The sequence below is a fragment of the Nonlabens sp. YIK11 genome, from assembly GCF_001413925.1.
In the GTDB taxonomy this organism is placed as follows: Bacteria; Bacteroidota; Bacteroidia; order Flavobacteriales; family Flavobacteriaceae; genus Nonlabens.
The window spans coordinates 2,690,094-2,709,257 of record NZ_LBMJ01000001.1 but is presented as its reverse complement, the minus strand read 5'-3'; the positions used below and the strand labels follow the sequence as shown (position 1 = coordinate 2,709,257).

The window sequence follows — 19,164 nt, the reverse complement described above, 5'->3', positions numbered from 1 at the left end:
TGTTAACAGTTCGTTGGGATATCTCAACCTTTTTACTTTTGGAAGTTAAATAAACACAATTATACCCATGAAAAAAATAGCCCTAGTAGCACTTACTGCATTAATGGCAGTATCATGTGCCTCAAAAAAGGATTTAGAAGCAGCAGAAGCAAAAGCAAGACTTAATCAAGAATTATTGGATTCTGCAACCGTTAAATTAAACGCTTGTCTTGCAGATGAGAAGGCTGCAGCAGCAGAACTTTCTGTACTACGCGCACAAGTTGCAGATCTACGTGCGAACAACCAATCCCTTATAGATAATACAGGTAACTTGACCACGCTTTCTAAAAAAGGAGCCGAAAACCTTGAAAAGTCTTTAGAAAGTCTACGTGAGAAAGACATGCAAATACGTACTCTTAACGATGCTATTACTAGAAAAGACAGTGTAACCTTAGCTCTAGTAACTAGTCTGAAAAGCTCGTTGGGTAATCTTAATGACGAGGACATCAGTGTCAATGTAGAGAAAGGTGTGGTATATGTTTCCATCAGCGACAAGCTATTGTTTGCTAGTGGTAGTGCAAATGTGAACAGCGCTGCTAAAAATGTACTTGGAAAAGTAGCTAAAGTAGTAAACGACAAGCCAGAGATCGAGATCATGATTGAAGGTCATACTGACGACCAATCCATCAGCACTGCTAAGTTTGAAGACAACTGGGCATTGAGTGCCGCTCGTGCAGCATCAGTTACCAGAATCTTACAAAACGAGTTTGACGTGGCTCCAGAGCGTATGACTGCTGCTGGTAGAAGTTACTACGTTCCTGTTGCAGACAATAGTACTGCCGCAGGTCGTGCAAAGAACAGACGTACCAGAATCATAGTACTTCCTAAACTAGATCAATTCTTTGATATGGTAGAGAAAGGAATGGAGCAGGCAAAAGAGAATGCCAAAGCTGGTAAATAATCAAGTGAACCCTTCACTTCAAAAGCCTCCTAGTTTAGGAGGCTTTTTTTATGCAATCACTTCAAGAAAATGAAATAAGGTGTAATGAGAGTTCGCTTTCGCGAAAGTGATAACTACACCATCATCTAGAATATCTAAAGTCGATAGATGTAGCTCAAAACCTTAGGTGACAAAGCGTTTTATACTTTACCAAAAGAGAGAAACTCGTTAAACTACTGAGAAGATCGCCGCGCCATAAAGGGCAAACCTCAAGAAACGGAGTAAGCCAATGACGACCCAATATTTAAACGGGTAGCGTAGCATTCCAGCTACCAGACTACCTATGGAAAAAGGTAGCGGTAATAGCGCACCTACAGCGATTAAGATGCCACCCCATTTTCTGGCCATGATAAGTTGTTTGGCCATTTTGATTTCCAGGTAGTTATGTATCGCCGGGATCTTGAGCGACCATCTACCTATAAAATAGGAGCACATACCGCCTAGATAGGAGAGTAGTGCGATAAAAAACAGGTTGAGCGCTGGATCTGCTGTCTTGCCAGCCCATGCGATAAAAAGTTCTGGTGGGATTAAACCTAATAGAGTTTCAGATAGAAAGAAGAAGGCCAGGACACCATAATTAGGCAGTTCTGCCACGGCAAGTTCCAGTGCATCTGGAATGGGCATCACTGCAAAATGAAAGATGACCAGCAAACCAACGACTATAAGTACTGGTGGCATCGATTTTTTGATGCTTTCCACCACAAAGGAGTAAAACCCGGTGATTTTATAATACCGGTGAGCTCGTTGAGGCTGAAATTTGTTTTTGGAAGAACCCATTTAATCGACGTTGGAATTTGCAAAAATAGGAATAAGCAGCCCTTTACATTGTTAAATTCGCATCAATATAAAATATTTAAAAAGTCAACGTTTACGGTAGTTTCAAAAGGATTTAAATTCCCTATTTTTGCAAATCCCTAAACTGAAAAATAACTTCATCCATGCAGCAAGAATCCAATACAAAAATCAAAAAACTTTACGATTACCAAAAGCGTGATCTGGGTGAGATTTTTGATAGGATCGATGAGAAACCAGACGATTACAAACTTCTATATCAATTGCCTACCGGTGGTGGAAAGACCGTGGTCTTTTCAGAAATCGTGAGGCGTTACCTTAAACAAAAAAACAAAAAGGTTGTCATCCTAACACACCGTATCGAGTTGTGTAAGCAGACTTCTAAAGTCCTGGATAACTTTCAGGTCAAGAACAAGATCATCAATTCCAAGGTTAAGGAACTGGATGATCAAAAGGATTATCAGTGTTTTGTTGCGATGGTGGAAACCCTCAACAATCGTATTCAGGACGATAAACTTAAGCTGGAAGATATCGGCCTAGTGATCGTGGATGAGGCTCACTATAATAGCTTCCGTAAGTTGTTCAAGTATTTTGAACACTGTTTTATGCTAGGTGTTACCGCGACGCCGCTTAGTTCCAACTTCAAGCTCCCAATGAAGGATAACTATGATGAACTTATTGTAGGTGACAGCATCACATCCCTAGTTGACAATGGTTTTCTTGCTCGTGCGGTAACGCATACCTATGATGTAGGCTTGAGTGGCCTCACCATAGGTATGAATGGAGATTATACGGTAAAGTCCAGTGAAAAGCTTTATACAGACCATTCCATGCAGGACAAGCTCTTGCAGGCTTACTTTGAAACGAGTAAGGGAAAGAAAACGCTCATCTTTAATAATGGTATTAGAACCAGTATGGAAGTTGAGGATACCTTTAGAAGAGCAGGTCTGGAGATTAGACATTTGGATAATACCAATAACAAGGAAGAACGTAAGGAAATCTTGAAGTGGTTCAAGAAAAAGCCAGATGCGATCTTGACCTCGGTAAGTATTTTGACCACTGGTTTTGATGAGCCATCTGTGGAATCCATTATTTTGAATAGAGCGACAAAATCGTTGACTCTATATTACCAGATGATAGGTCGTGGATCACGTATCTACAAGAATAAGGAAGAATTCCAGATCATAGATCTGGGTAACAACGTGGCTCGATTTGGACTTTGGAACGAGCCTGTAGACTGGCAGCAAGTATTTAGATCTCCAGATTTCTATGTGGAGAACATTGTTTCTGACGAAGAGATTGAACGCAATTTCGTTTACAAGATGCCAGAAGACGTCAAGGCAGAATTCCCCAATACCAAAGACTTTACATTTGACATTCGTGGTGCCTATAAGCGCATCACTAAAGAAAACCGAAAATCTAAAGAAGTTCTTGATGAGAGTATCGCGCAGCACGTCCAGTGGTGTGTCGAGAATAGCGAGGACGTGTTTGACGCTCGTATCCTAGCAAAGTTGCTCAAAGAAGATATTAAGGACCGCATACGCCGCTATTCCTATTGCATTATCAACAACACCAACAATTACAAGGATTGGTTAGAAGAGGATTACTACCGCAGGTTGCGCGTCGCGATACAGCAAGAGTTTGCTGGTGTAGAAAGTTAAAAGGATTGTTATAGGTTCGCTTTCGCGAAAGCGAAATTCATATCATCATCCTACAGGTTCTTCAAGATTTAGAAGAAATCAATTTTCATAGAAACAAAAAACGCACCCATGAGGTGCGTTTTTTTATGGAAAGCTATTTTGCTTATTTAAGCATTGGACGTTGGTCTGCATTTGCCAATTCCCATGCGGTTGCAAAAATCAACTGTGCGCGCTGTGCGTACAAATCGTATTCAATCTTGTCTGGTGTGTCGCTTGATTTGTGGTAATCTTCATGAGTTCCATTGAAATAGAAGATTACTGGAACATTCTTCTCGGCAAAACTATAATGGTCAGATCTATAGTAAAAACGATTAGGATCATCTTTACCGTTATAGGTGTAGTCAAGATCCATATTCACATACGTCTTATTTGCCTTCTCACTCATGTCATGTAGGTCTTGGCTCAACATATCACTTCCGATAAGGTAAACGTAATTGGTTTTTGCTTCTCTTGCTGGATCGATACGACCTATCATATCAATATTAAGGTCTGCGATGGTATTAGCTAACGGATACACTGGATTTTGAGCATAATATTTACTTCCTTGCAAGCCTATTTCCTCTGCGGTGACGTGCAGGAATAGAATAGAGCGTTTAGGGCCGTTTCCTTCTTCCTTAGCTTGTTGAAAAGCCTCTGCGATCTCTACAAGCGCGATGGTACCACTACCATCATCATCTGCTCCATTATACACTTCGCCATTACGAGTACCAACATGATCCAGATGCGCCGAAATGACTAATACTTCTTCTGGCTTTTCTGAACCTTCGATAAACGCTAAGACATTTTCTGAAGTGATTTCTCTCTTTCCAAAAAACTCTTGAGGAATGCTTTGGAAATACTCACCGTTTTGGGCGCCACCAGGAACGTTCATTACTTGATACTTTCCTTTGAGGTATTCAACTGCTTTTCTTTGTCCAGGAGTTCCAGTCATGCGACCTTCCATATCATCGCTGGCGTACTCATACAGCTGTTCCTTAAGCTCGGCTGCGGTGATGGTGTTCATGTATTTCACCACTAATGGGTTTTTACCATCTTCCATCATTCTAGGTTCATTATCTACAGGAGTCATCGCCGTAGATTCTGTACTAGAGGTTTTTGTTGAGGTGCAGCTGGTAAGCGCAGTAATCGCAAGCGATGCGATAAGAATAGTTTTACGTATCATATATTAATTTTCAATTTTGCTTGAGCACCTTGTATTCCTCATAACACTCGCTAATGGCGTCTAGGATTTGAAGGTCGTTTGCTCCGGTTATAAATTCTTTTGAGTATTGACAGTTTCTCAATATCGCGTCAATACTTATTTTGTCCATTTGCAATAGGTTGACTAGGGTTTCCCTATCATATTTAGACTGCAGTAAATTACGTATCTCGTCCTGCTCTTTAATCCTGCGAACTTTGCTCAAGGATTTCCCTTCTTTACCGAAGGTATTGAACAAGAAGTCTACAGGGTTGAAAATGGAGTTCAATGTTTTTTCTACGGCACCAGGTGCTTTGTTACCGCCTTCATAGGCTTCTGGTAAACCACTAATGCTGAATCTGCGTGTGGCGTAAATAGGAGCGCGCTTGGCATCAATTTCAAGATAGCCAGTAAGACCATTATCGGTCACCACAACATCTTCTAGGGCGATTCCTTTTTCAGTCATGGATATAGTTACATCACCATATTTGATCCAGTCTTCGGTTACTCTAACGTTGATGGTTTGAAATCCAATATATGAAAAGTACAACGTGTCATTTACTGCGGCACGTATTTCAAAAGTTCCGTCAGGTTTGGTGATGGTTCCTATGACCTTGTTGAGGTTCACAATATTCACATCCTGTAATATGGAGTTGTCCTTTGCATTGAGGACTTTACCATTGACTATGGTTGCTTTTTGCGAGGTATTTTGGGTGTTGTTGTTTTCGGCTTGAGCGAAACCTAAATAGGCACCCAAGATTAAAAAAGTAACAACTAGTCTAATTGATTTCATACGGGACTATAAAAATACGGTAAGTGTATTGTTCTAAAATGATAATTAGTCAATTTTGATGCCATTTAAATAGTTAATTAGCTTTTTAAGGGCCTTACCACGATGGCTAATCTCAGATTTTTGATCCATGTCCATTTGCGCAAAACTCTTATCAAACCCATTAGGTCTAAAAATGGGGTCGTAGCCAAATCCCTTGTCGCCTTGTCGATGCTCGAGTATCTCGCCATCACAGCGTCCTTCAAAAACGTGTTGTTTGCCATTTAGATACAGTGAGATGACGGTCAAAAAATAGGCGGATCTGTTTTCCTTGCCTTCAAGGTTTGATAACAGTAGATCCATGTTATCCTCGCTGTTTTTATGCTCGCCGGCATATCTCGCAGATCGCACACCTGGATCGCCAGCAAGCGCGGGAACAATCAAACCGGTATCGTCTGCAAAAACAGGAAGGTCGAATCTAGTTTTGATATAATCAGTTTTAAGGATGGCATTTTCTTTAATTGTGGCAGCCGTCTCTGGAATTTCGTCAAATAATTGGACGTCCTCAAGGCTCAAAAGTTTAATGCTGCTGGGCATCATTTGTTGCACTTCTTGGAGCTTGTTGGGGTTATGCGTGGCAAATATTAATTGCATTAGGATAGTGTTTTAGATATAGATATGAGTAGATCTGAGGCTACTTCATGTTTGATCGTTGGTCGATGAAACTCACATTTTTCACCAAATAAAAGGTCGATCTTTTGCTGCTCTTTTTCTATACGCTCTTCGGTGAGGTACTCATCTTCAGTTCCGACAATATGGATGATGCGATCTGTCATCGACTTGAAGAGCTTACCGTCTTGCTCACTTAACTCATCAGGTATGCTGCCGCTATGCATAAGGAGTGCCTTTATAGGCTGTGCATAGTGCTTCAAGAAACGTGTTGCAATGGAAACACCTTGGGAATACCCCATAAGGATAAGACGTGGATCGCCTACCAACTTTTCATTCTTGATAACCTCGTCAATATAATGGAGGTTGTTGTCCATTTCCTGAACTGTATCCACTCTGGTGAGCCAACTGGCACCGACGTGTTTGAATTTCTTATCTAAATAGAATTTAGAAGGAGCCTGTAGAACGATAACGGCATTTGTTTCTGGATCGAGATCCTTGAAATATTTTTTAAAATATAGAGATAGGTAGCCCAAGCCATGAAAACAAATCCAAATGTTTTTCGTGCTTTTACTAATAGGATATAATACTTCATAGGAATTAGTGTGAACGTAAGAAACCGTCTTTACCATAGAGTCAATTTGATAGCTTATTTTTGATAAAGATATGGACAAACAAAAGATACTATCGCAGTGTAACGCCATTTGTAAGAACACACTTATGGAAACGCTAGATATCGAATTCATCGATGTAGGTGCCGATTTTTTAACGGCAAAAATGCCTGTAAATTCACGCGTGCATCAGCCTGACGGTGTACTTCATGGAGGTGCCAGCGTGGCGCTGGCAGAGTCTGTAGGTAGTGCGGCAAGTTATATATTTCTGGACACGGATTCTTTCGCCATTCGAGGGTTGGAAATTAGTGCCAATCATACCCGATCTAAAGTGGATGGACACGTGTTTGCCACCGCTAGATTCCTACACAAGGGACGAACCACCCAACTATGGGAAATCAAGATTACCGATGAGGAAGAACGTTTGATTTCCATCTGTAAATTAACGACCATAGCTTTAAAGAAAAACACTTAAATTTATATCGCTTGCGCGAAAGCCTGCTCACATACACACAAGAACTTCTACATCAAAATCTGCCGTTCTTACTTTTAAGAAAAAGTGGAGAATCCAACGTAGAAATACTCCATCAAAACTCCCAAAAATTACATGAAACGCCACATGACACAATGTCTTGTGCGGTTTTATCAAAATTTTTATCATCTGAAAACCAGTTTTATATCATTGGTGAAGTGAGGAAAAGCTTTTCATGGGAAATTAAAAGGAGAACCTTAGATGGTGTTGCCGTTAATTTGCCAGAAAATGTAAAAAAGGAGCACCAAAGCAGAGTGCAAAGTGCAGTTACATCGCTAAAAAATGGAGCACTCAAAAAGGTGGTGCTCTCTTTGAAGCACACTGTTTCTAGCAGTACTGATTCGCTAAAAATTCTTACTAATTTGCTGGATGAATATCCTAAAGCTAATTGTTATTTCTTCCATCACCCATCTATTGGAACTTGGTTGGGTGCTACACCAGAAACGCTCGTTTCCTACAAAGATGGATTGCTCAAAACCATGTCGTTGGCAGGTACAAAAAGTGCTCTTGCCGATCCCAAAATACCATGGGGAATCAAAGAGAAAAACGAACAGCAATTGGTTACTGATTTCATATCAAATGCACTAGAAAAAGTGACTGGTGAAAAACCCGTTGTTGGAGATGTCGAAACTATCAAAGCAGGTTCCTTACTCCACTTGAAAACATCGCTAGAAGTTCTTGTTGATTACGGTAAAATTAATGAGGTCGTAAATGAATTGCATCCTACTCCAGCAGTTTGTGGTCTTCCCAGACAAGCAGCTTTGGATTACATCAGGAACCATGAAAACTATGACCGCAGTTTTTATACAGGATACATAGGTATTCAAAATCCGGTGGAGCGACGAGCAGATTATTATGTCAACCTTAGGTGCTTGGAAATTGACAAATCAAATATTTATCTATATGCTGGCGGTGGTATTACAGAGTTGAGCATTCCACAGGATGAGGTTCAAGAAATCGAGAATAAGTTGATGACTATGGCGCGAATTATTACTTAAACACGACACAAAAATCTTATCCCAAGAATATTCCGGCAGCACTTTTTACGGTACGACGCATCTCGTAAAACAAAATGTAGCAATACAATGCGATATATTTAAGTACGATCATAATTGAAGATTCAAGACCATGGCAATGATTGGTATTAAATTACAACTTATTGTGATTCAATTGCTGAAACGTCAATATTCTTTTCTAAATGTTTGTTTCTTCTTTTTTTTGCAATGAATTAATAGCTTAATTCTTTCTAATGAGAATTGTTATGAATTCCTTTTAGAATATGTTGTTAATCCAGTATGAAGAGGTGCATGCGTCTATTACCTTTGATGTATGATGACATCCGTTCTACACGCACAGCAAATCATCCAGTTATTCAAGAAAAGGGATATTAAAAACATTATTATATCTCCAGGTTCTCGTAATGCTCCGTTAACCATTAGTTTCTCTCAGGATTCATTTTTCAATTGTTATAGTATTGTTGATGAGCGATGTGCAGGGCATTTTGCCATGGGAATTGCGCAACAGCTGCAGGAGCCAACGGTTCTGCTTTGTACCAGCGGTAGTGCTTTGCTCAATTATTATCCTGCGGTGGCAGAGGCCTACTATAGTGAGATACCATTAATTGTTTTGAGTGCTGACCGTCCACCGCACAAGATTGATATAGGCGATGGCCAGACCATACGCCAAAAACATGTTTTTGCAAACCATATCTTGTTTGATACGCAATTGGAAATGATCAACAGATCAGATCAGAAGGAATATTTGATTACTAACGAACGGCAGCTCAATAAAGCGATCAACACAGCTATTTCAAAGCACGGTCCCGTTCACATTAACGTCCCGTTTGAAGAACCGCTGTATAATACGGTAGAACAGCCATCCATTGACGTGAAAGTGATGGATGTGCTTAAGGATGAGACCACCGAGATCCCAGCGACATTTTACGAAAATTGGAACAATTCAAAACGTAAGCTTGTTATTCTCTCGACGCTCAATCCGCCAGTATTTGAGAAGGAAGATATAGATCGTTTGACCGCAGACGGCAGTGTGTTGGTGATGAGTGAGGTAAGCTCAAATATCGTGCACGAGAATATTGTTTGGGGAATCGACACCTTGATAGCGCCTATTGAGTTTGACGATGATCAGATTGCAGCCTTGCAGCCAGATATGGTAGTTACCATAGGCGGTATGATCGTTTCTAAAAAGATCAAGCAATACCTGCGCAGGTTTGAGACCAATATCCATTACCATATAGGCAAACGTAGGGCCTATGATACCTTTTTTAAACTTGCCGCGCATATCAAGATCGCGCCTAGAAAATGGTTACAGTCGCTACCAGCGCAAACACAACCCAGCAATTATCAAGAACAATGGCTCAATCATTTCAAGGATTACCTTTCAAAGCGTCCTGCCTATTTTGACAAAATAGGATGGAGCGATATGAAGGTTTTTGAATTGTTATTTGAACACCTTCCAGATGACATCGTTTTGCAATTAGGCAACAGTAGTACCATTAGGTATGCGCAGTTATTCAAGATGAACGCTACACACCGTATTTTTTCAAATCGTGGCACCAGTGGTATTGACGGCTGCACCAGCACCGCCATAGGTGCCGCGGTAGGTTCTGGAATGCCCACGTTTTTAATTACTGGCGATCTTAGTTTTTTCTACGATTCCAATGGCCTTTGGAACAATTACACTCCCAAGGACTTTAAGATCATACTGATCAACAATAGCGGTGGTGGCATCTTTAGAATCTTGCCAGGTGAGAAGCAGGAAGATTATTTCTCCACCTATTTTGAGACCACACACCATTTAGACGCCAGTAACTTGTGTGCCATGCATGGGTTTGGTTATACAAAGATTGATGATGAGTTCGCTTTCGCGAAAGCGTACCAACAATTCATCCATACGAATACTGCACCACAATTGTTGGAGATACAGACACCGCGCGAAATCAACGATAAGATATTATTGGACTACTTCAAATTTTTGAGGTAAAACTTTTGTTAATCTTTTTTTTTCTTTAGCTTTAACAGATAACTAATTACCAAAAAATACACGATGAGTAAATTTGATGAAAAGCTTGAAAAATACGTGGCATCCTACAAAGAACATGTAGGAGGTAGCCTTGATGAAGAATTGCTTAAAAAAGTAACCAAAGGTTTAGGCCCATCGATCTACAATCGCGATGCAGAAACAGTAAGCGCAGAGAAATCTGAGATGGAACGCGTGGTGGCCAACTATCTTCAAAAGAAATTAGGTCTTTCTGGAGATAATCTAATGGCATCTGTTGAAGCCGTCATCGAGAAATACGGAAAGAGTAACCGCTCTAAGTACCGTGCTGTAGTGTATTACATGTTGTGTGTGCACCACGGTAAGCAATCCGTTTACAACTAGGAAATTTTATTATTGCTTTCAAGAAAATCCCCAATCGGTTGCCGATTGGGGATTTTTAATTTCAAATAATTTATAAGGGTTTATTCCTTTTCTACCGCAGCCACTTCTTCCATAGTTACCATATCGCCTTTGTTCCAGGTCTGGATGGTATAATTCATTACATCTGCCACTTCTTGATCGTCCAATCCCAACGGTAGCATCACACTGTTATATGGATCACCGTTGACAACAATCTCACCTTTCAAGCCATATTTTACAGCATGTATACTTTCGGTTCGTTTTTTAGTGAGCCAGTCAGAAGGGTTTAATGGTGGGAACGCACCAGGAACTCCTTTACCGTTGGGCAAGTGGCAGGTCACACATAATTCGGAATAGATTTCCCTGCCGCGTTTCACACTTTCCTCTAATGGGTCGAGAGGCTCTGCTTTTGTTACAGTTGTTGCAGCTGTAGTTTCTTTTTTGGCTTCATTCCCACAACTGGTAAAAAGCAGCGAGAGGATAATAATGCTCAGTATTTTGTTCATGATTTCAATCTTTCTAAAATTTGTTTTGCCTTTTTATGAGACTATTTATCGGCTAATCTTATAGATGCCTTTGCCCTCAACTCCTATATAAATTTGATTGTCGGGACCTATTTTGACATTACGTAAACGGCCTAAACCGTCTACCAGTTTTTCACGTTTGGTCACTTGATGACCATCCATATAGAGCATTTCTAGGTACTGAAATTTTAAACTACCCACTAGAAAATTACCATTCCAGTCTTCATAGGAAGCATCATTTATAACAGCAAAGCCGCTAGGTGCAATGCTGGGAACCCAGTAATAAATAGGCTGTGCCATACCTTCTTTCTCGGTAATCTCAGTGAATTTGCTACCACTATAGTTGATGCCGTAGCTTATGACCGGCCAGCCGTAGTTCACACCAGCTTTTATGATGTTGATTTCATCACCGCCGCGAGGACCATGTTCGTGAGCAATAATCTCACCGGTAACAGGATGTTTCAATAAACCTTGCGGGTTTCTGTTACCGTACGTGTAGGCGGCGGTTTTGGCATCTGTGATTCCCACAAATGGATTGTCTTCTGGAATGCTGCCGTCATCATTAATTCTATAAATCTTACCGCCATCACGAGTAATATCTTGCGGATTCACGTCGCGCTCGCCACGCTCGCCTATGGAGAAGTATAATTTATTATCGTTGCCCCAAGCAAACCTGCTGCCAAAATGCTGTCCTTTTTTAGTATTAGGAACTGCTTTGTACAGTACCTTGAGATTCGTCAATTTGTCGTTGTTTAGAACGGCACTGGCGATAGCGGTGTTTCCGCCATCTTCATCACCGATGGAACTGGCATAGGATATAAAAATGATATTGTTAACATCAAAATCTGGATGAACCATTACATCCAGCAATCCACCTTGTCCACGTATATAAACTTCGGGAACGTTTTGGATTTCAATAGAAGTAGTCCCATCAAAACGAAACATTTTGCCCTCCTTTTCTGTATAGACCAAATCACCGTTAGGCAACCAATCCATGCCCCATGGATTGTTGAGCCCTTCTACAACAGGCGTTAGCGTATAGTTTTTTTGATCTTCAATCAATGGAATACCATCTACTTTAGGCACTTTTTGATTGACACTGTCATTGGTTACATAAGGCGCTTCTAAAGAAGAAGCTGCTAAGGAATCAGCATCTTTGGTCTCAGAAAATGCCTTTTTACAAGATGTGGATAGTATTAGTAAAGCACTTAAGGCAAGCAGAATTCTCATAGCATTTGTTTTTATAAAAATAATCCAATCTATAGAGCTATGGTGGCAATCATAAAAAAATTCCCTAAGCCGTTAAAGGTTTAGGGAATTTTTGAGATAGAGTAGAAGAGGTCTGCTGTTGTGATGCAGGAATCGCATTATGCTAATCTGTATCTTCTTTTAGTGTTCCAAGATTCTGATAATGATTTTTCAGGTCTGAATCTTTTGTTGATCAATTCTCTCGTCTCGTTGAAGGTGTTTGAAGCTATCATAATATAAAGTTTTAAAGGTTATACTATATAGACGAGGCATTTCTAGAATTGTTACACTACTATGTAATACAAGATAGTAAAACCGATGAAATATTTATTATTTACGTTTAAATACATAAAAAAGTCCAGATGTTGAGGTCTGGACTTTTGCTTATTGAATTTAGGTTTGCTCTATTTCAGTGAAATATTATTCCTCTTTTTTGGACTCTTCTGGAACATTGAAAATAATGGGTAAGCCGTAAATGACACCTACATTTTGTCCTCGTTGAGTTCCCGGTTGCATTTTAGGCAACAAGTTGACAACTCGAGCCGCTTCGGCTTGAAGTTCTGGAGCTTTGGCTCTAGATATAATGTTTGCAACATTGCCATTTTGATCAATTTTAAATTGAACAGAAATGGTTTGTTTACCGCTTAACCCCACTTTGTTGGCAATGGAAGTGTCAAAATTTTCTTTTACAAGCTGCGTGATATTTTGCTGCATACATTTCTTTTTCTCTGCGTTATCGCCGCTGCAACCTGGATAAGTTGGAACGTTTTCTATAATTGCAAAAGGAACAACTACTGCCTGATTTTGCATATCAGATTTTTCTTCCACTAACTCCACTTCTGCAACTACGGTCACATCGTCGGCCTTACCGTACTTCTCATGTAAATCTTTTAAATAAGCTGAAATTTCATCATTGCTCATATTTAATTGATCGATCGGACCGGTTCCCGTAAAAGAAGGACTTCCATTTTCATACTCTTGGATAGTTAAGACATAATTATTGTTCTCGACGTCACGTACTATTGTTTTCCCATTATCGTTTATTTTGTCCATGACTCTACGATATTCCTGAAATTTTGGATCCCGCAACATCCTTTTAGCAACCTCAAAACTCTTCTCCTTGCTGGTATCATCACCTATATACTTTTTAATAGTCTCGTTCCCTTTTTCTAAAACCTCCATTTCATCTGCTGTAACACCTTTATAAAAGTCAATTTGCCCATAGACATGATCTTGAAGAGTAGGTAATTCATCAACTCTATAAGTTTTCTGCTCCACTTTGATCACTTCCTGTTCAGTGCTACAAGCCGTATAAATCAAACTTGCAAATAAAACGGGTAGCATCCACAACAACTTGCGGAATGGGAATTTCTGGTTTTGGGATTGTTGTATCATGGTTAAACGGGTTTTAATGGTTTTGGATTTAAAAAATGGATTGGTAAACGAGAAGTCTGGACAATCCAGGGCTTCCTTCAAAAGGTTTTCGTAATAGGATTTTTTGCCATAAGTAGCGATCGTTCTATGATCTGCGATATGCTCATGAACCATTTTAAGTTCGCGCTGCGCTAGATAGGGTACTGGATGGAACCAGAAAACGATGCGCAACAACTCATAGAATAACAAATCCCAACTATGCTTCTGTTTAATGTGCGTGATCTCGTGCAATAGGACTTGTTCGTATCTCGCTTCCGCGAAAGCGTCATTGATATAGATATGGTTCATAAAAGAGAAGGCCGTAGGTAGATCGTGCACTTTTGTGATGTAAACCCCATTTTGGTAGATGGTCTGTCCTTGCTCTTTATAGTTTTGAATACGTGCCAGCTTGATAATAAACAGAATCGCAGCCGTTGTTATCCCCACGAAATAAGTAATCCATAGGATGCTGGTCCATTCTATTATAGGAGTTGCAGGCGTCACAGGTTGTTGATCAGCCTCAATGATGACAGGCATTACATCCATCTCGACAGGCATTAAAAAGGCTGGCGTGGTCAGGGATTGATCCAGTGGTATGACCAGCAATGGCAGTATGAAAGATACTATTGGTATGAGCAGCAAATACAAACGATGCCATTGAAAACCGGTGGTCCCTTTAAGAAATAAACGGTATAAGCCATAGAATAAGATGGCCAAAACGCAGCTGTGTATGAAATGATTCATTATTCTTCCTTTTTGTTGATTTCCTTCAAGATGTCCTCCAGATCCTGAACGCTCAATTTTTCCTGCTCCATGAAGAAGGACACCATACTTTTATAGGAGCCTTTAAAATAATTGCTGGCAAGTTTTCCAGCCGTGGCTCTGGAATACGCATCTTTACTCACGATAGGGAAGTAGATATGACCGCGACCTTCCTTGCGATAGTCCACAAACTTTTTACTTTCTAGGATGCGCGTGATGGTAGAAACCGTATTGTAGGCAGGTTTAGGGTCTGGCATCTGGTCGATAATAGCGGCAACATTAGCCTCATCGAGTTTCCATAAGATCTGCATGATCTCTTCTTCGGCTTGGGTAAGTGTTTTCATCTAACTAAATGTTTAGTTCAAATATAAACTAATATTTTAGTTAAACTAATTATTTAGTTGAATAATTCAAATAAAAAGAGATCAATCGATCTCTTCCCATAATTTTTCTGAGGATAGGCGATAGGTGCCCACATGATCCCAGCGACATTCATTAGGTGCGATGACCGATAGAAAGTGACCGTCGTTATTTTGATACAAGTGATATGTCTCGCCCACGATAGGTTCAAAAGAGAATTTTGCACCGTACACCAACTGGTTGTCGTTAAACTTTTTAGTCATCGCATCATACTGCGCTTTGAGTTGGTCAAACTGCGATTTGATCTCGTGGTTGACTTTAGAGATATTATTCTGCTTCCACGAGGTGATGTCTGGAGTAGAAATCTTAGGAGCACCTACACCGCTGGCATAGGGCAACAAGGCAGCATTATAGGTTCCAGATTCTTCATCATATACAACGGCGTCTGGCTTTTTTTTCTCACTCATGCTGCAAATTTAAGGGACAACTTTCAGTATTGTTTATTGTTAACGTGATTTTGTTAAACAAGAAATCAATAGGTAAGATGTCGTACGGTTGCCTTGATCCTTGCAGTAAGGATGAGATAGAGTTCGCTTTCGCGAAAGCGAAATAATCATTCATCGTAACAATTTTCATTTTACAGCAACTTATAAGCATGACAACAACCATACAATATATCGACTTTGAACCTAGAGTTCTTGAAAAGAGTTTCTGGGGTACACATACCTATGAGACCGTAGATGCTACCCTTGAAAGGGCTAACGAATGGATACGACGCCATTATAGCAAAGAAATCGTCAATGTGGAAACTGTAATCCTGCCGAACATTTATACCAAAGGAAAGGCCCAAACCAATCAAACCACTAAATATCCCACAGGAGGAAGCATCGTGCAAACTTTCCAGATCATTAGAATATGGTATAAAGGATAGACCGTTCTATCTTTGAGTTCTAAACTTTACCCATGAGCACGATCAACTGGAAAACAGCCAAGGAATATAAAGATCTCACCTACAAAAAAGCCGATGGTGTAGCGCGGATAGCGTTCAATAGACCAGAGGTGCGCAATGCCTTTAGGCCACAAACCGTTAGCGAACTCATTGACGCGTTCTATGATGCGCAGGAAGACCTTTCCATAGGCGTAGTGATCCTAACCGGTGAAGGGCCTAGTCCCAAGGATGGTGGTTGGGCTTTTTGTAGTGGTGGTGATCAAAACGCTCGCGGTAAAGACGGTTATAAAGACAGTGCCGGTACCGGTAGATTGAATATTCTAGAGGTGCAGCGCATGATTAGATTCATGCCTAAAGTGGTGATTTGTGCCGTGCCTGGATGGGCTGTAGGTGGTGGACACAGTTTGCATGTGGTTTGTGACATGACGATTGCCAGTAAGGAACATGCCATTTTCAAACAAACAGACCTGGACGTTGCCAGTGTTGATGCTGGTTATGGTAGCGCCTATCTGGCAAAAATGGTAGGTCAAAAAAAGGCTCGCGAGATCTTTTTCTTGGGACGTAACTATAATGCTCAGGAAGCCATGAAAATGGGAATGGTCAACGCGGTTGTACCGCACGAGGAGCTGGATCAAACGGCCTATGAATGGGCCCAAGAAATCATGGAAAAATCGCCAACAGCGATAAAAATGGCCAAGTTTGCCATGAATGCCACTGACGATGGAATGGTTGGGCAACAGGTTTTTGCAGGAGAAATGACTCGATTGATTTATATGACAGATGAGGCCAAAGAAGGCCGCGATGCCTTTTTAGAGAAGCGCAAGCCGAATTTTGGTAGCGATAAGTGGTTGCCATAAATCTAAAGAGTCGGATTTTGATTTTGTCAAATTTCTACTTTTATAGATTAAAGGAAGAAATATTGCGGTTATGTTGAAACAAGCTGGCATAAATACATCAAAAACTCAACAGAGCGTGACATTAACCTAATTTTAAGAAACCTCAATTCTTTGGTCCTACAATTGTCACTAACTTAACAGAGTAAGTTATAAGCAACGAACATGGTTAATGACCTGAAACAAAGCACCTTTCCCTATGAAGAGTTAATGACCAGCACCTGCTTGATATGTATGGTGGTGAGTAATGACTCTGAGCTTATTCAGGCAAATGAAGAGTTTTTCAATGTTTTGGGATACAGTGAGTCCTATTTTGATGATCATACCATCCTTGATATTATAAGTTCAAATGACGATTGGCCTGATCTTAAGGTAAAAGACAGCTCCAAAAGAGAACGGTTGTCAACTACATTAAAATTTCATAACAGCTCTGGAATACCGGTATATTTAAAGTGCAATTTTGGTTTTAGGAAAGATCGAGTCTATATCGCTGGTGTTGATGTCAGTATGGACATTTATTTACAACAACACAATACCACCATTAGCCAAGTGGCCAACCTAGGCGCATGGACTTACATACCAGCTCGAGATAAATTTCACTACAACGGGTTTTTTAAGGAATTGTTTGAACTATCAGATGATCAGGTGTTGGATAATAAAGTCATGTACGATGCTGTACATGATGACAGTCTACCTACTATTGATAAGGCCCTTGAAAAACTATATTTCAATCATGAACCTTATGATGTTGAGATAAAACTAATCATAGGAAAAGACGAAAAAGAAGTCTGGTTAAGAATAATAGCCGCTCCAGAAATATATAAAGGAGAAGTAGCCTTAATTCAAGGCGTTACTCAAAATATAACTCCTTATAAAGAGCTCAATATTGCTCTTGAAGAAACTAAGAAAAACCAAGAACTTGCTCTACGCGCCATTAATTCAGGATACTTTACGTTTGATCTAATTACTGAGGAGAAACGTTACAGTGATTCTTTCATGGCAAGGTCTAATTTCCCTGAGGATATGACTAGGGAAAAATTCTTTAAACTGGTACATCCTGAAGATAGAGTCGCTGCACTAGCTCAACATAAAAGAGAAATCAAAGAAGAAGGTGAGTTCTATTTCAATGCTTTTAGGGTAAGCAATCAACACGGAATCTATAGGCACTATGAAATTCATGGTTTTAAAGTCTTCAATAGTGACGGCGAGCCCATAAAACTTGTAGCTAATTTGATAGATGTTGAGGATAAGTACAAACTTTCAGAAATGGAAGACAAGCACAGGTATCACTTACGTACCATGCTGGATAACACTTTTGTACGTAGCATACTTCTGGATAAAGATTCTAGAATCATAGGACTGGATGCAAAGACCAAGAAGATTTTGATGGATCGCTTGGGTTATAATCCTATTCTCAAAAAATCTCTGTTCTCTGAAATCCTTTCCAGCTTTGATCTTTTAAAATTCAACATCATTGACCGTGTATTGAAGAAGGGTCAAGAATATAGAAATGAACTATACATCGATTTATTTGAAGATAGCAGCACTTGCTACGATGCCTTGTGCAAACCCATTCTTGATTATTCCCAAAAAGTTGATGGCTACGTGTATTACTTCTTTGATCTTAGCAATAGAGTACGCCTGCAAGAAGAAGTAAAATCTTTCCAGCATAAACTCATAACAGCACATCATTTTAAAAATAATGTGCTTGCCCAGATAGCTAACAATCAGCAATTACCTTTTGATAAACTTCTGGCGGTCACCCAAGGTATTTTTCAAGAAGAGGTTATCTACAAAACGGATAACAACTTGTCTGAAGGACAAATTAGAGGTGGTGAGGAACTTATGAATTCCCTCGATGAAATTATAAATAATAAGGATTCTGAGAGTTTGTTCTTTACATCTCAAAAACCGGTTGACCTTGCGTTGTTGTTACAGAACATGCATACCGACAGCATCAATAAAGCAAAGCAGGAAGAAATCGACTTTTCTTTCAATAATTTTGATAAACTGGTATTAGTAAACGCTGATCCTGTTTTTTTACGACAGTCCTTAGCTAATCTCTTAGATCTCTTCTTCAAGATTTGCGATAGCGAAATCGTAATGATTAAATCCAGAATCAACAATGATAGAGCAGAGGTTATTCTCAAAACGAGTTTGACCAAACAAGTCTACCTCATTATTGAACACATATTAAACTCCCATCACGCTAGCGAAGACGGCGACACTTCCAATTTCCAAGCCTTGGGTGAAGGTGTTCCGTTTGCTATAAAATACCTAGAAGGTATTAAAGGAAAAATAGAAATTGAATCTAGTGAAGATTCCAGAGCAGAATTTGTTCTCTCACTTCCATTACATCATTAGGAAAC

General features: G+C 39.9%; 19 protein-coding genes. 9 read left to right on the top strand and 10 right to left on the bottom strand.

Annotated features, from left to right (window positions below):
- Nucleotides 1-67: 67 nt before the first annotated feature.
- Nucleotides 68-940, top strand: a complete 873-nt coding sequence (locus AAU57_RS12330) for an OmpA family protein (RefSeq protein WP_055413199.1) — start codon at nucleotides 68-70, stop codon at nucleotides 938-940.
- 207 nt (nucleotides 941-1,147) lie between these two features.
- On the opposite strand, the gene AAU57_RS12325 is transcribed toward AAU57_RS12330, so the two are convergent.
- Nucleotides 1,148-1,657, bottom strand: a complete 510-nt coding sequence (locus AAU57_RS12325; RefSeq protein ID WP_231717815.1) for a YqaA family protein — start codon at nucleotides 1,655-1,657, stop codon at nucleotides 1,148-1,150.
- Between the two features lie 260 nt (nucleotides 1,658-1,917).
- On the opposite strand from AAU57_RS12325, the gene AAU57_RS12320 reads away from it, so the two are divergent.
- Nucleotides 1,918-3,432 carry a DEAD/DEAH box helicase gene (locus AAU57_RS12320; RefSeq protein ID WP_055413197.1) on the top strand — a complete coding sequence of 505 codons (1,515 nt, stop codon included), beginning with the start codon at nucleotides 1,918-1,920 and terminating at the stop codon, nucleotides 3,430-3,432.
- A 142-nt stretch (nucleotides 3,433-3,574) separates the two neighbouring features.
- On the opposite strand, the gene AAU57_RS12315 is transcribed toward AAU57_RS12320, so the two are convergent.
- From AAU57_RS12315 to AAU57_RS12300, 4 genes are read right to left on the bottom strand one after another with little or no spacing between them, the layout of a single operon-like run.
- On the bottom strand, nucleotides 3,575-4,630 hold the full coding sequence (locus AAU57_RS12315) for a M28 family metallopeptidase (RefSeq protein WP_410503887.1): 1,056 nt from the start codon (nucleotides 4,628-4,630) through the stop codon (nucleotides 3,575-3,577).
- 13 nt (nucleotides 4,631-4,643) lie between these two features.
- The gene (locus tag AAU57_RS12310) at nucleotides 4,644-5,441 is read right to left on the bottom strand and encodes a carboxypeptidase-like regulatory domain-containing protein (RefSeq protein ID WP_055413196.1); all 798 of its coding nucleotides are present in this window, start codon (nucleotides 5,439-5,441) and stop codon (nucleotides 4,644-4,646) included.
- A 45-nt stretch (nucleotides 5,442-5,486) separates the two neighbouring features.
- The gene (locus tag AAU57_RS12305; RefSeq protein ID WP_055413195.1) at nucleotides 5,487-6,071 is read right to left on the bottom strand and encodes a non-canonical purine NTP diphosphatase; all 585 of its coding nucleotides are present in this window, start codon (nucleotides 6,069-6,071) and stop codon (nucleotides 5,487-5,489) included.
- Entirely contained in the window at nucleotides 6,071-6,718 is a 648-nt protein-coding gene (locus AAU57_RS12300; RefSeq protein WP_055413194.1) for an alpha/beta hydrolase, read from the bottom strand. Before AAU57_RS12300 ends, AAU57_RS12305 begins: the two co-directional genes overlap by 1 nt.
- A 34-nt stretch (nucleotides 6,719-6,752) precedes the next feature.
- Here AAU57_RS12300 and AAU57_RS12295 point away from each other — a divergent pair, with 34 nt between their 5' ends.
- The 4 genes from AAU57_RS12295 (at nucleotide 6,753) to AAU57_RS12280 (ending at nucleotide 10,628) form a co-directional block, all read left to right on the top strand.
- Complete coding sequence (locus AAU57_RS12295; RefSeq protein ID WP_055413193.1) at nucleotides 6,753-7,172, top strand: hotdog fold thioesterase; 420 nt, start codon at nucleotides 6,753-6,755, stop codon at nucleotides 7,170-7,172.
- 11 nt (nucleotides 7,173-7,183) lie between these two features.
- The gene (locus AAU57_RS12290) at nucleotides 7,184-8,227 is read left to right on the top strand and encodes a chorismate-binding protein (protein WP_055413192.1); all 1,044 of its coding nucleotides are present in this window, start codon (nucleotides 7,184-7,186) and stop codon (nucleotides 8,225-8,227) included.
- A 331-nt stretch (nucleotides 8,228-8,558) separates the two neighbouring features.
- Nucleotides 8,559-10,229 (top strand): 2-succinyl-5-enolpyruvyl-6-hydroxy-3-cyclohexene-1-carboxylic-acid synthase, encoded by a 1,671-nt coding sequence (menD, locus tag AAU57_RS12285; protein WP_055413191.1) that lies wholly within the window; start codon nucleotides 8,559-8,561, stop codon nucleotides 10,227-10,229.
- Between the two features lie 63 nt (nucleotides 10,230-10,292).
- Nucleotides 10,293-10,628 (top strand): DUF2853 family protein, encoded by a 336-nt coding sequence (locus AAU57_RS12280; RefSeq protein WP_055413190.1) that lies wholly within the window; start codon nucleotides 10,293-10,295, stop codon nucleotides 10,626-10,628.
- A gap of 80 nt (nucleotides 10,629-10,708) precedes the next feature.
- On the opposite strand, the gene AAU57_RS12275 is transcribed toward AAU57_RS12280, so the two are convergent.
- From AAU57_RS12275 to AAU57_RS12255, 5 genes are all read right to left on the bottom strand, one after another.
- Nucleotides 10,709-11,152 carry a c-type cytochrome gene (locus AAU57_RS12275; protein ID WP_055413189.1) on the bottom strand — a complete coding sequence of 148 codons (444 nt, stop codon included), beginning with the start codon at nucleotides 11,150-11,152 and terminating at the stop codon, nucleotides 10,709-10,711.
- Nucleotides 11,153-11,197: 45 nt separating this feature from the next.
- Nucleotides 11,198-12,400, bottom strand: a complete 1,203-nt coding sequence (locus AAU57_RS12270; protein ID WP_055413188.1) for a PQQ-dependent sugar dehydrogenase — start codon at nucleotides 12,398-12,400, stop codon at nucleotides 11,198-11,200.
- Nucleotides 12,401-12,838: 438 nt separating this feature from the next.
- Nucleotides 12,839-14,575 (bottom strand): M56 family metallopeptidase, encoded by a 1,737-nt coding sequence (locus AAU57_RS12265; protein WP_055413187.1) that lies wholly within the window; start codon nucleotides 14,573-14,575, stop codon nucleotides 12,839-12,841.
- Nucleotides 14,575-14,937 (bottom strand): BlaI/MecI/CopY family transcriptional regulator, encoded by a 363-nt coding sequence (locus AAU57_RS12260; RefSeq protein WP_055413186.1) that lies wholly within the window; start codon nucleotides 14,935-14,937, stop codon nucleotides 14,575-14,577. Before AAU57_RS12260 ends, AAU57_RS12265 begins: the two co-directional genes overlap by 1 nt.
- Nucleotides 14,938-15,018: 81 nt before the next feature.
- Complete coding sequence (locus AAU57_RS12255; protein WP_055413185.1) at nucleotides 15,019-15,420, bottom strand: DUF2452 domain-containing protein; 402 nt, start codon at nucleotides 15,418-15,420, stop codon at nucleotides 15,019-15,021.
- 188 nt (nucleotides 15,421-15,608) lie between these two features.
- Between AAU57_RS12255 and AAU57_RS12250 the strand changes: the two genes are divergently transcribed.
- The 3 genes from AAU57_RS12250 (at nucleotide 15,609) to AAU57_RS12240 (ending at nucleotide 19,159) form a co-directional block, all read left to right on the top strand.
- Complete coding sequence (locus AAU57_RS12250) at nucleotides 15,609-15,884, top strand: hypothetical protein (RefSeq protein WP_055413184.1); 276 nt, start codon at nucleotides 15,609-15,611, stop codon at nucleotides 15,882-15,884.
- Between the two features lie 32 nt (nucleotides 15,885-15,916).
- Nucleotides 15,917-16,759, top strand: coding sequence for a 1,4-dihydroxy-2-naphthoyl-CoA synthase (locus AAU57_RS12245; RefSeq protein ID WP_055413183.1), 843 nt, complete (start codon nucleotides 15,917-15,919; stop codon nucleotides 16,757-16,759).
- A gap of 201 nt (nucleotides 16,760-16,960) precedes the next feature.
- A complete protein-coding gene (locus tag AAU57_RS12240; RefSeq protein ID WP_055413182.1) occupies nucleotides 16,961-19,159 on the top strand; it encodes a PAS domain-containing protein in 2,199 nt (732 codons plus the stop codon).
- The last annotated feature ends 5 nt before the right edge of the window (nucleotides 19,160-19,164 follow it).

Coding starts and splice junctions, on each gene's coding strand:
- AAU57_RS12330 (WP_055413199.1), top strand. CDS start 68: ATGAAAAAAATAGCCCTAGTAGCACTTACTGCATTAATGGCAGTATCA.
- AAU57_RS12325 (WP_231717815.1), bottom strand. CDS start 1,657: ATGCCACCAGTACTTATAGTCGTTGGTTTGCTGGTCATCTTTCATTTT.
- AAU57_RS12320 (WP_055413197.1), top strand. CDS start 1,918: ATGCAGCAAGAATCCAATACAAAAATCAAAAAACTTTACGATTACCAA.
- AAU57_RS12310 (WP_055413196.1), bottom strand. CDS start 5,441: ATGAAATCAATTAGACTAGTTGTTACTTTTTTAATCTTGGGTGCCTAT.
- AAU57_RS12305 (WP_055413195.1), bottom strand. CDS start 6,071: ATGCAATTAATATTTGCCACGCATAACCCCAACAAGCTCCAAGAAGTG.
- AAU57_RS12300 (WP_055413194.1), bottom strand. CDS start 6,718: ATGGTAAAGACGGTTTCTTACGTTCACACTAATTCCTATGAAGTATTA.
- AAU57_RS12295 (WP_055413193.1), top strand. CDS start 6,753: ATGGACAAACAAAAGATACTATCGCAGTGTAACGCCATTTGTAAGAAC.
- menD (WP_055413191.1), top strand. CDS start 8,559: ATGATGACATCCGTTCTACACGCACAGCAAATCATCCAGTTATTCAAG.
- AAU57_RS12280 (WP_055413190.1), top strand. CDS start 10,293: ATGAGTAAATTTGATGAAAAGCTTGAAAAATACGTGGCATCCTACAAA.
- AAU57_RS12275 (WP_055413189.1), bottom strand. CDS start 11,152: ATGAACAAAATACTGAGCATTATTATCCTCTCGCTGCTTTTTACCAGT.
- AAU57_RS12270 (WP_055413188.1), bottom strand. CDS start 12,400: ATGAGAATTCTGCTTGCCTTAAGTGCTTTACTAATACTATCCACATCT.
- AAU57_RS12265 (WP_055413187.1), bottom strand. CDS start 14,575: ATGAATCATTTCATACACAGCTGCGTTTTGGCCATCTTATTCTATGGC.
- AAU57_RS12260 (WP_055413186.1), bottom strand. CDS start 14,937: ATGAAAACACTTACCCAAGCCGAAGAAGAGATCATGCAGATCTTATGG.
- AAU57_RS12255 (WP_055413185.1), bottom strand. CDS start 15,420: ATGAGTGAGAAAAAAAAGCCAGACGCCGTTGTATATGATGAAGAATCT.
- AAU57_RS12250 (WP_055413184.1), top strand. CDS start 15,609: ATGACAACAACCATACAATATATCGACTTTGAACCTAGAGTTCTTGAA.
- AAU57_RS12245 (WP_055413183.1), top strand. CDS start 15,917: ATGAGCACGATCAACTGGAAAACAGCCAAGGAATATAAAGATCTCACC.
- AAU57_RS12240 (WP_055413182.1), top strand. CDS start 16,961: ATGGTTAATGACCTGAAACAAAGCACCTTTCCCTATGAAGAGTTAATG.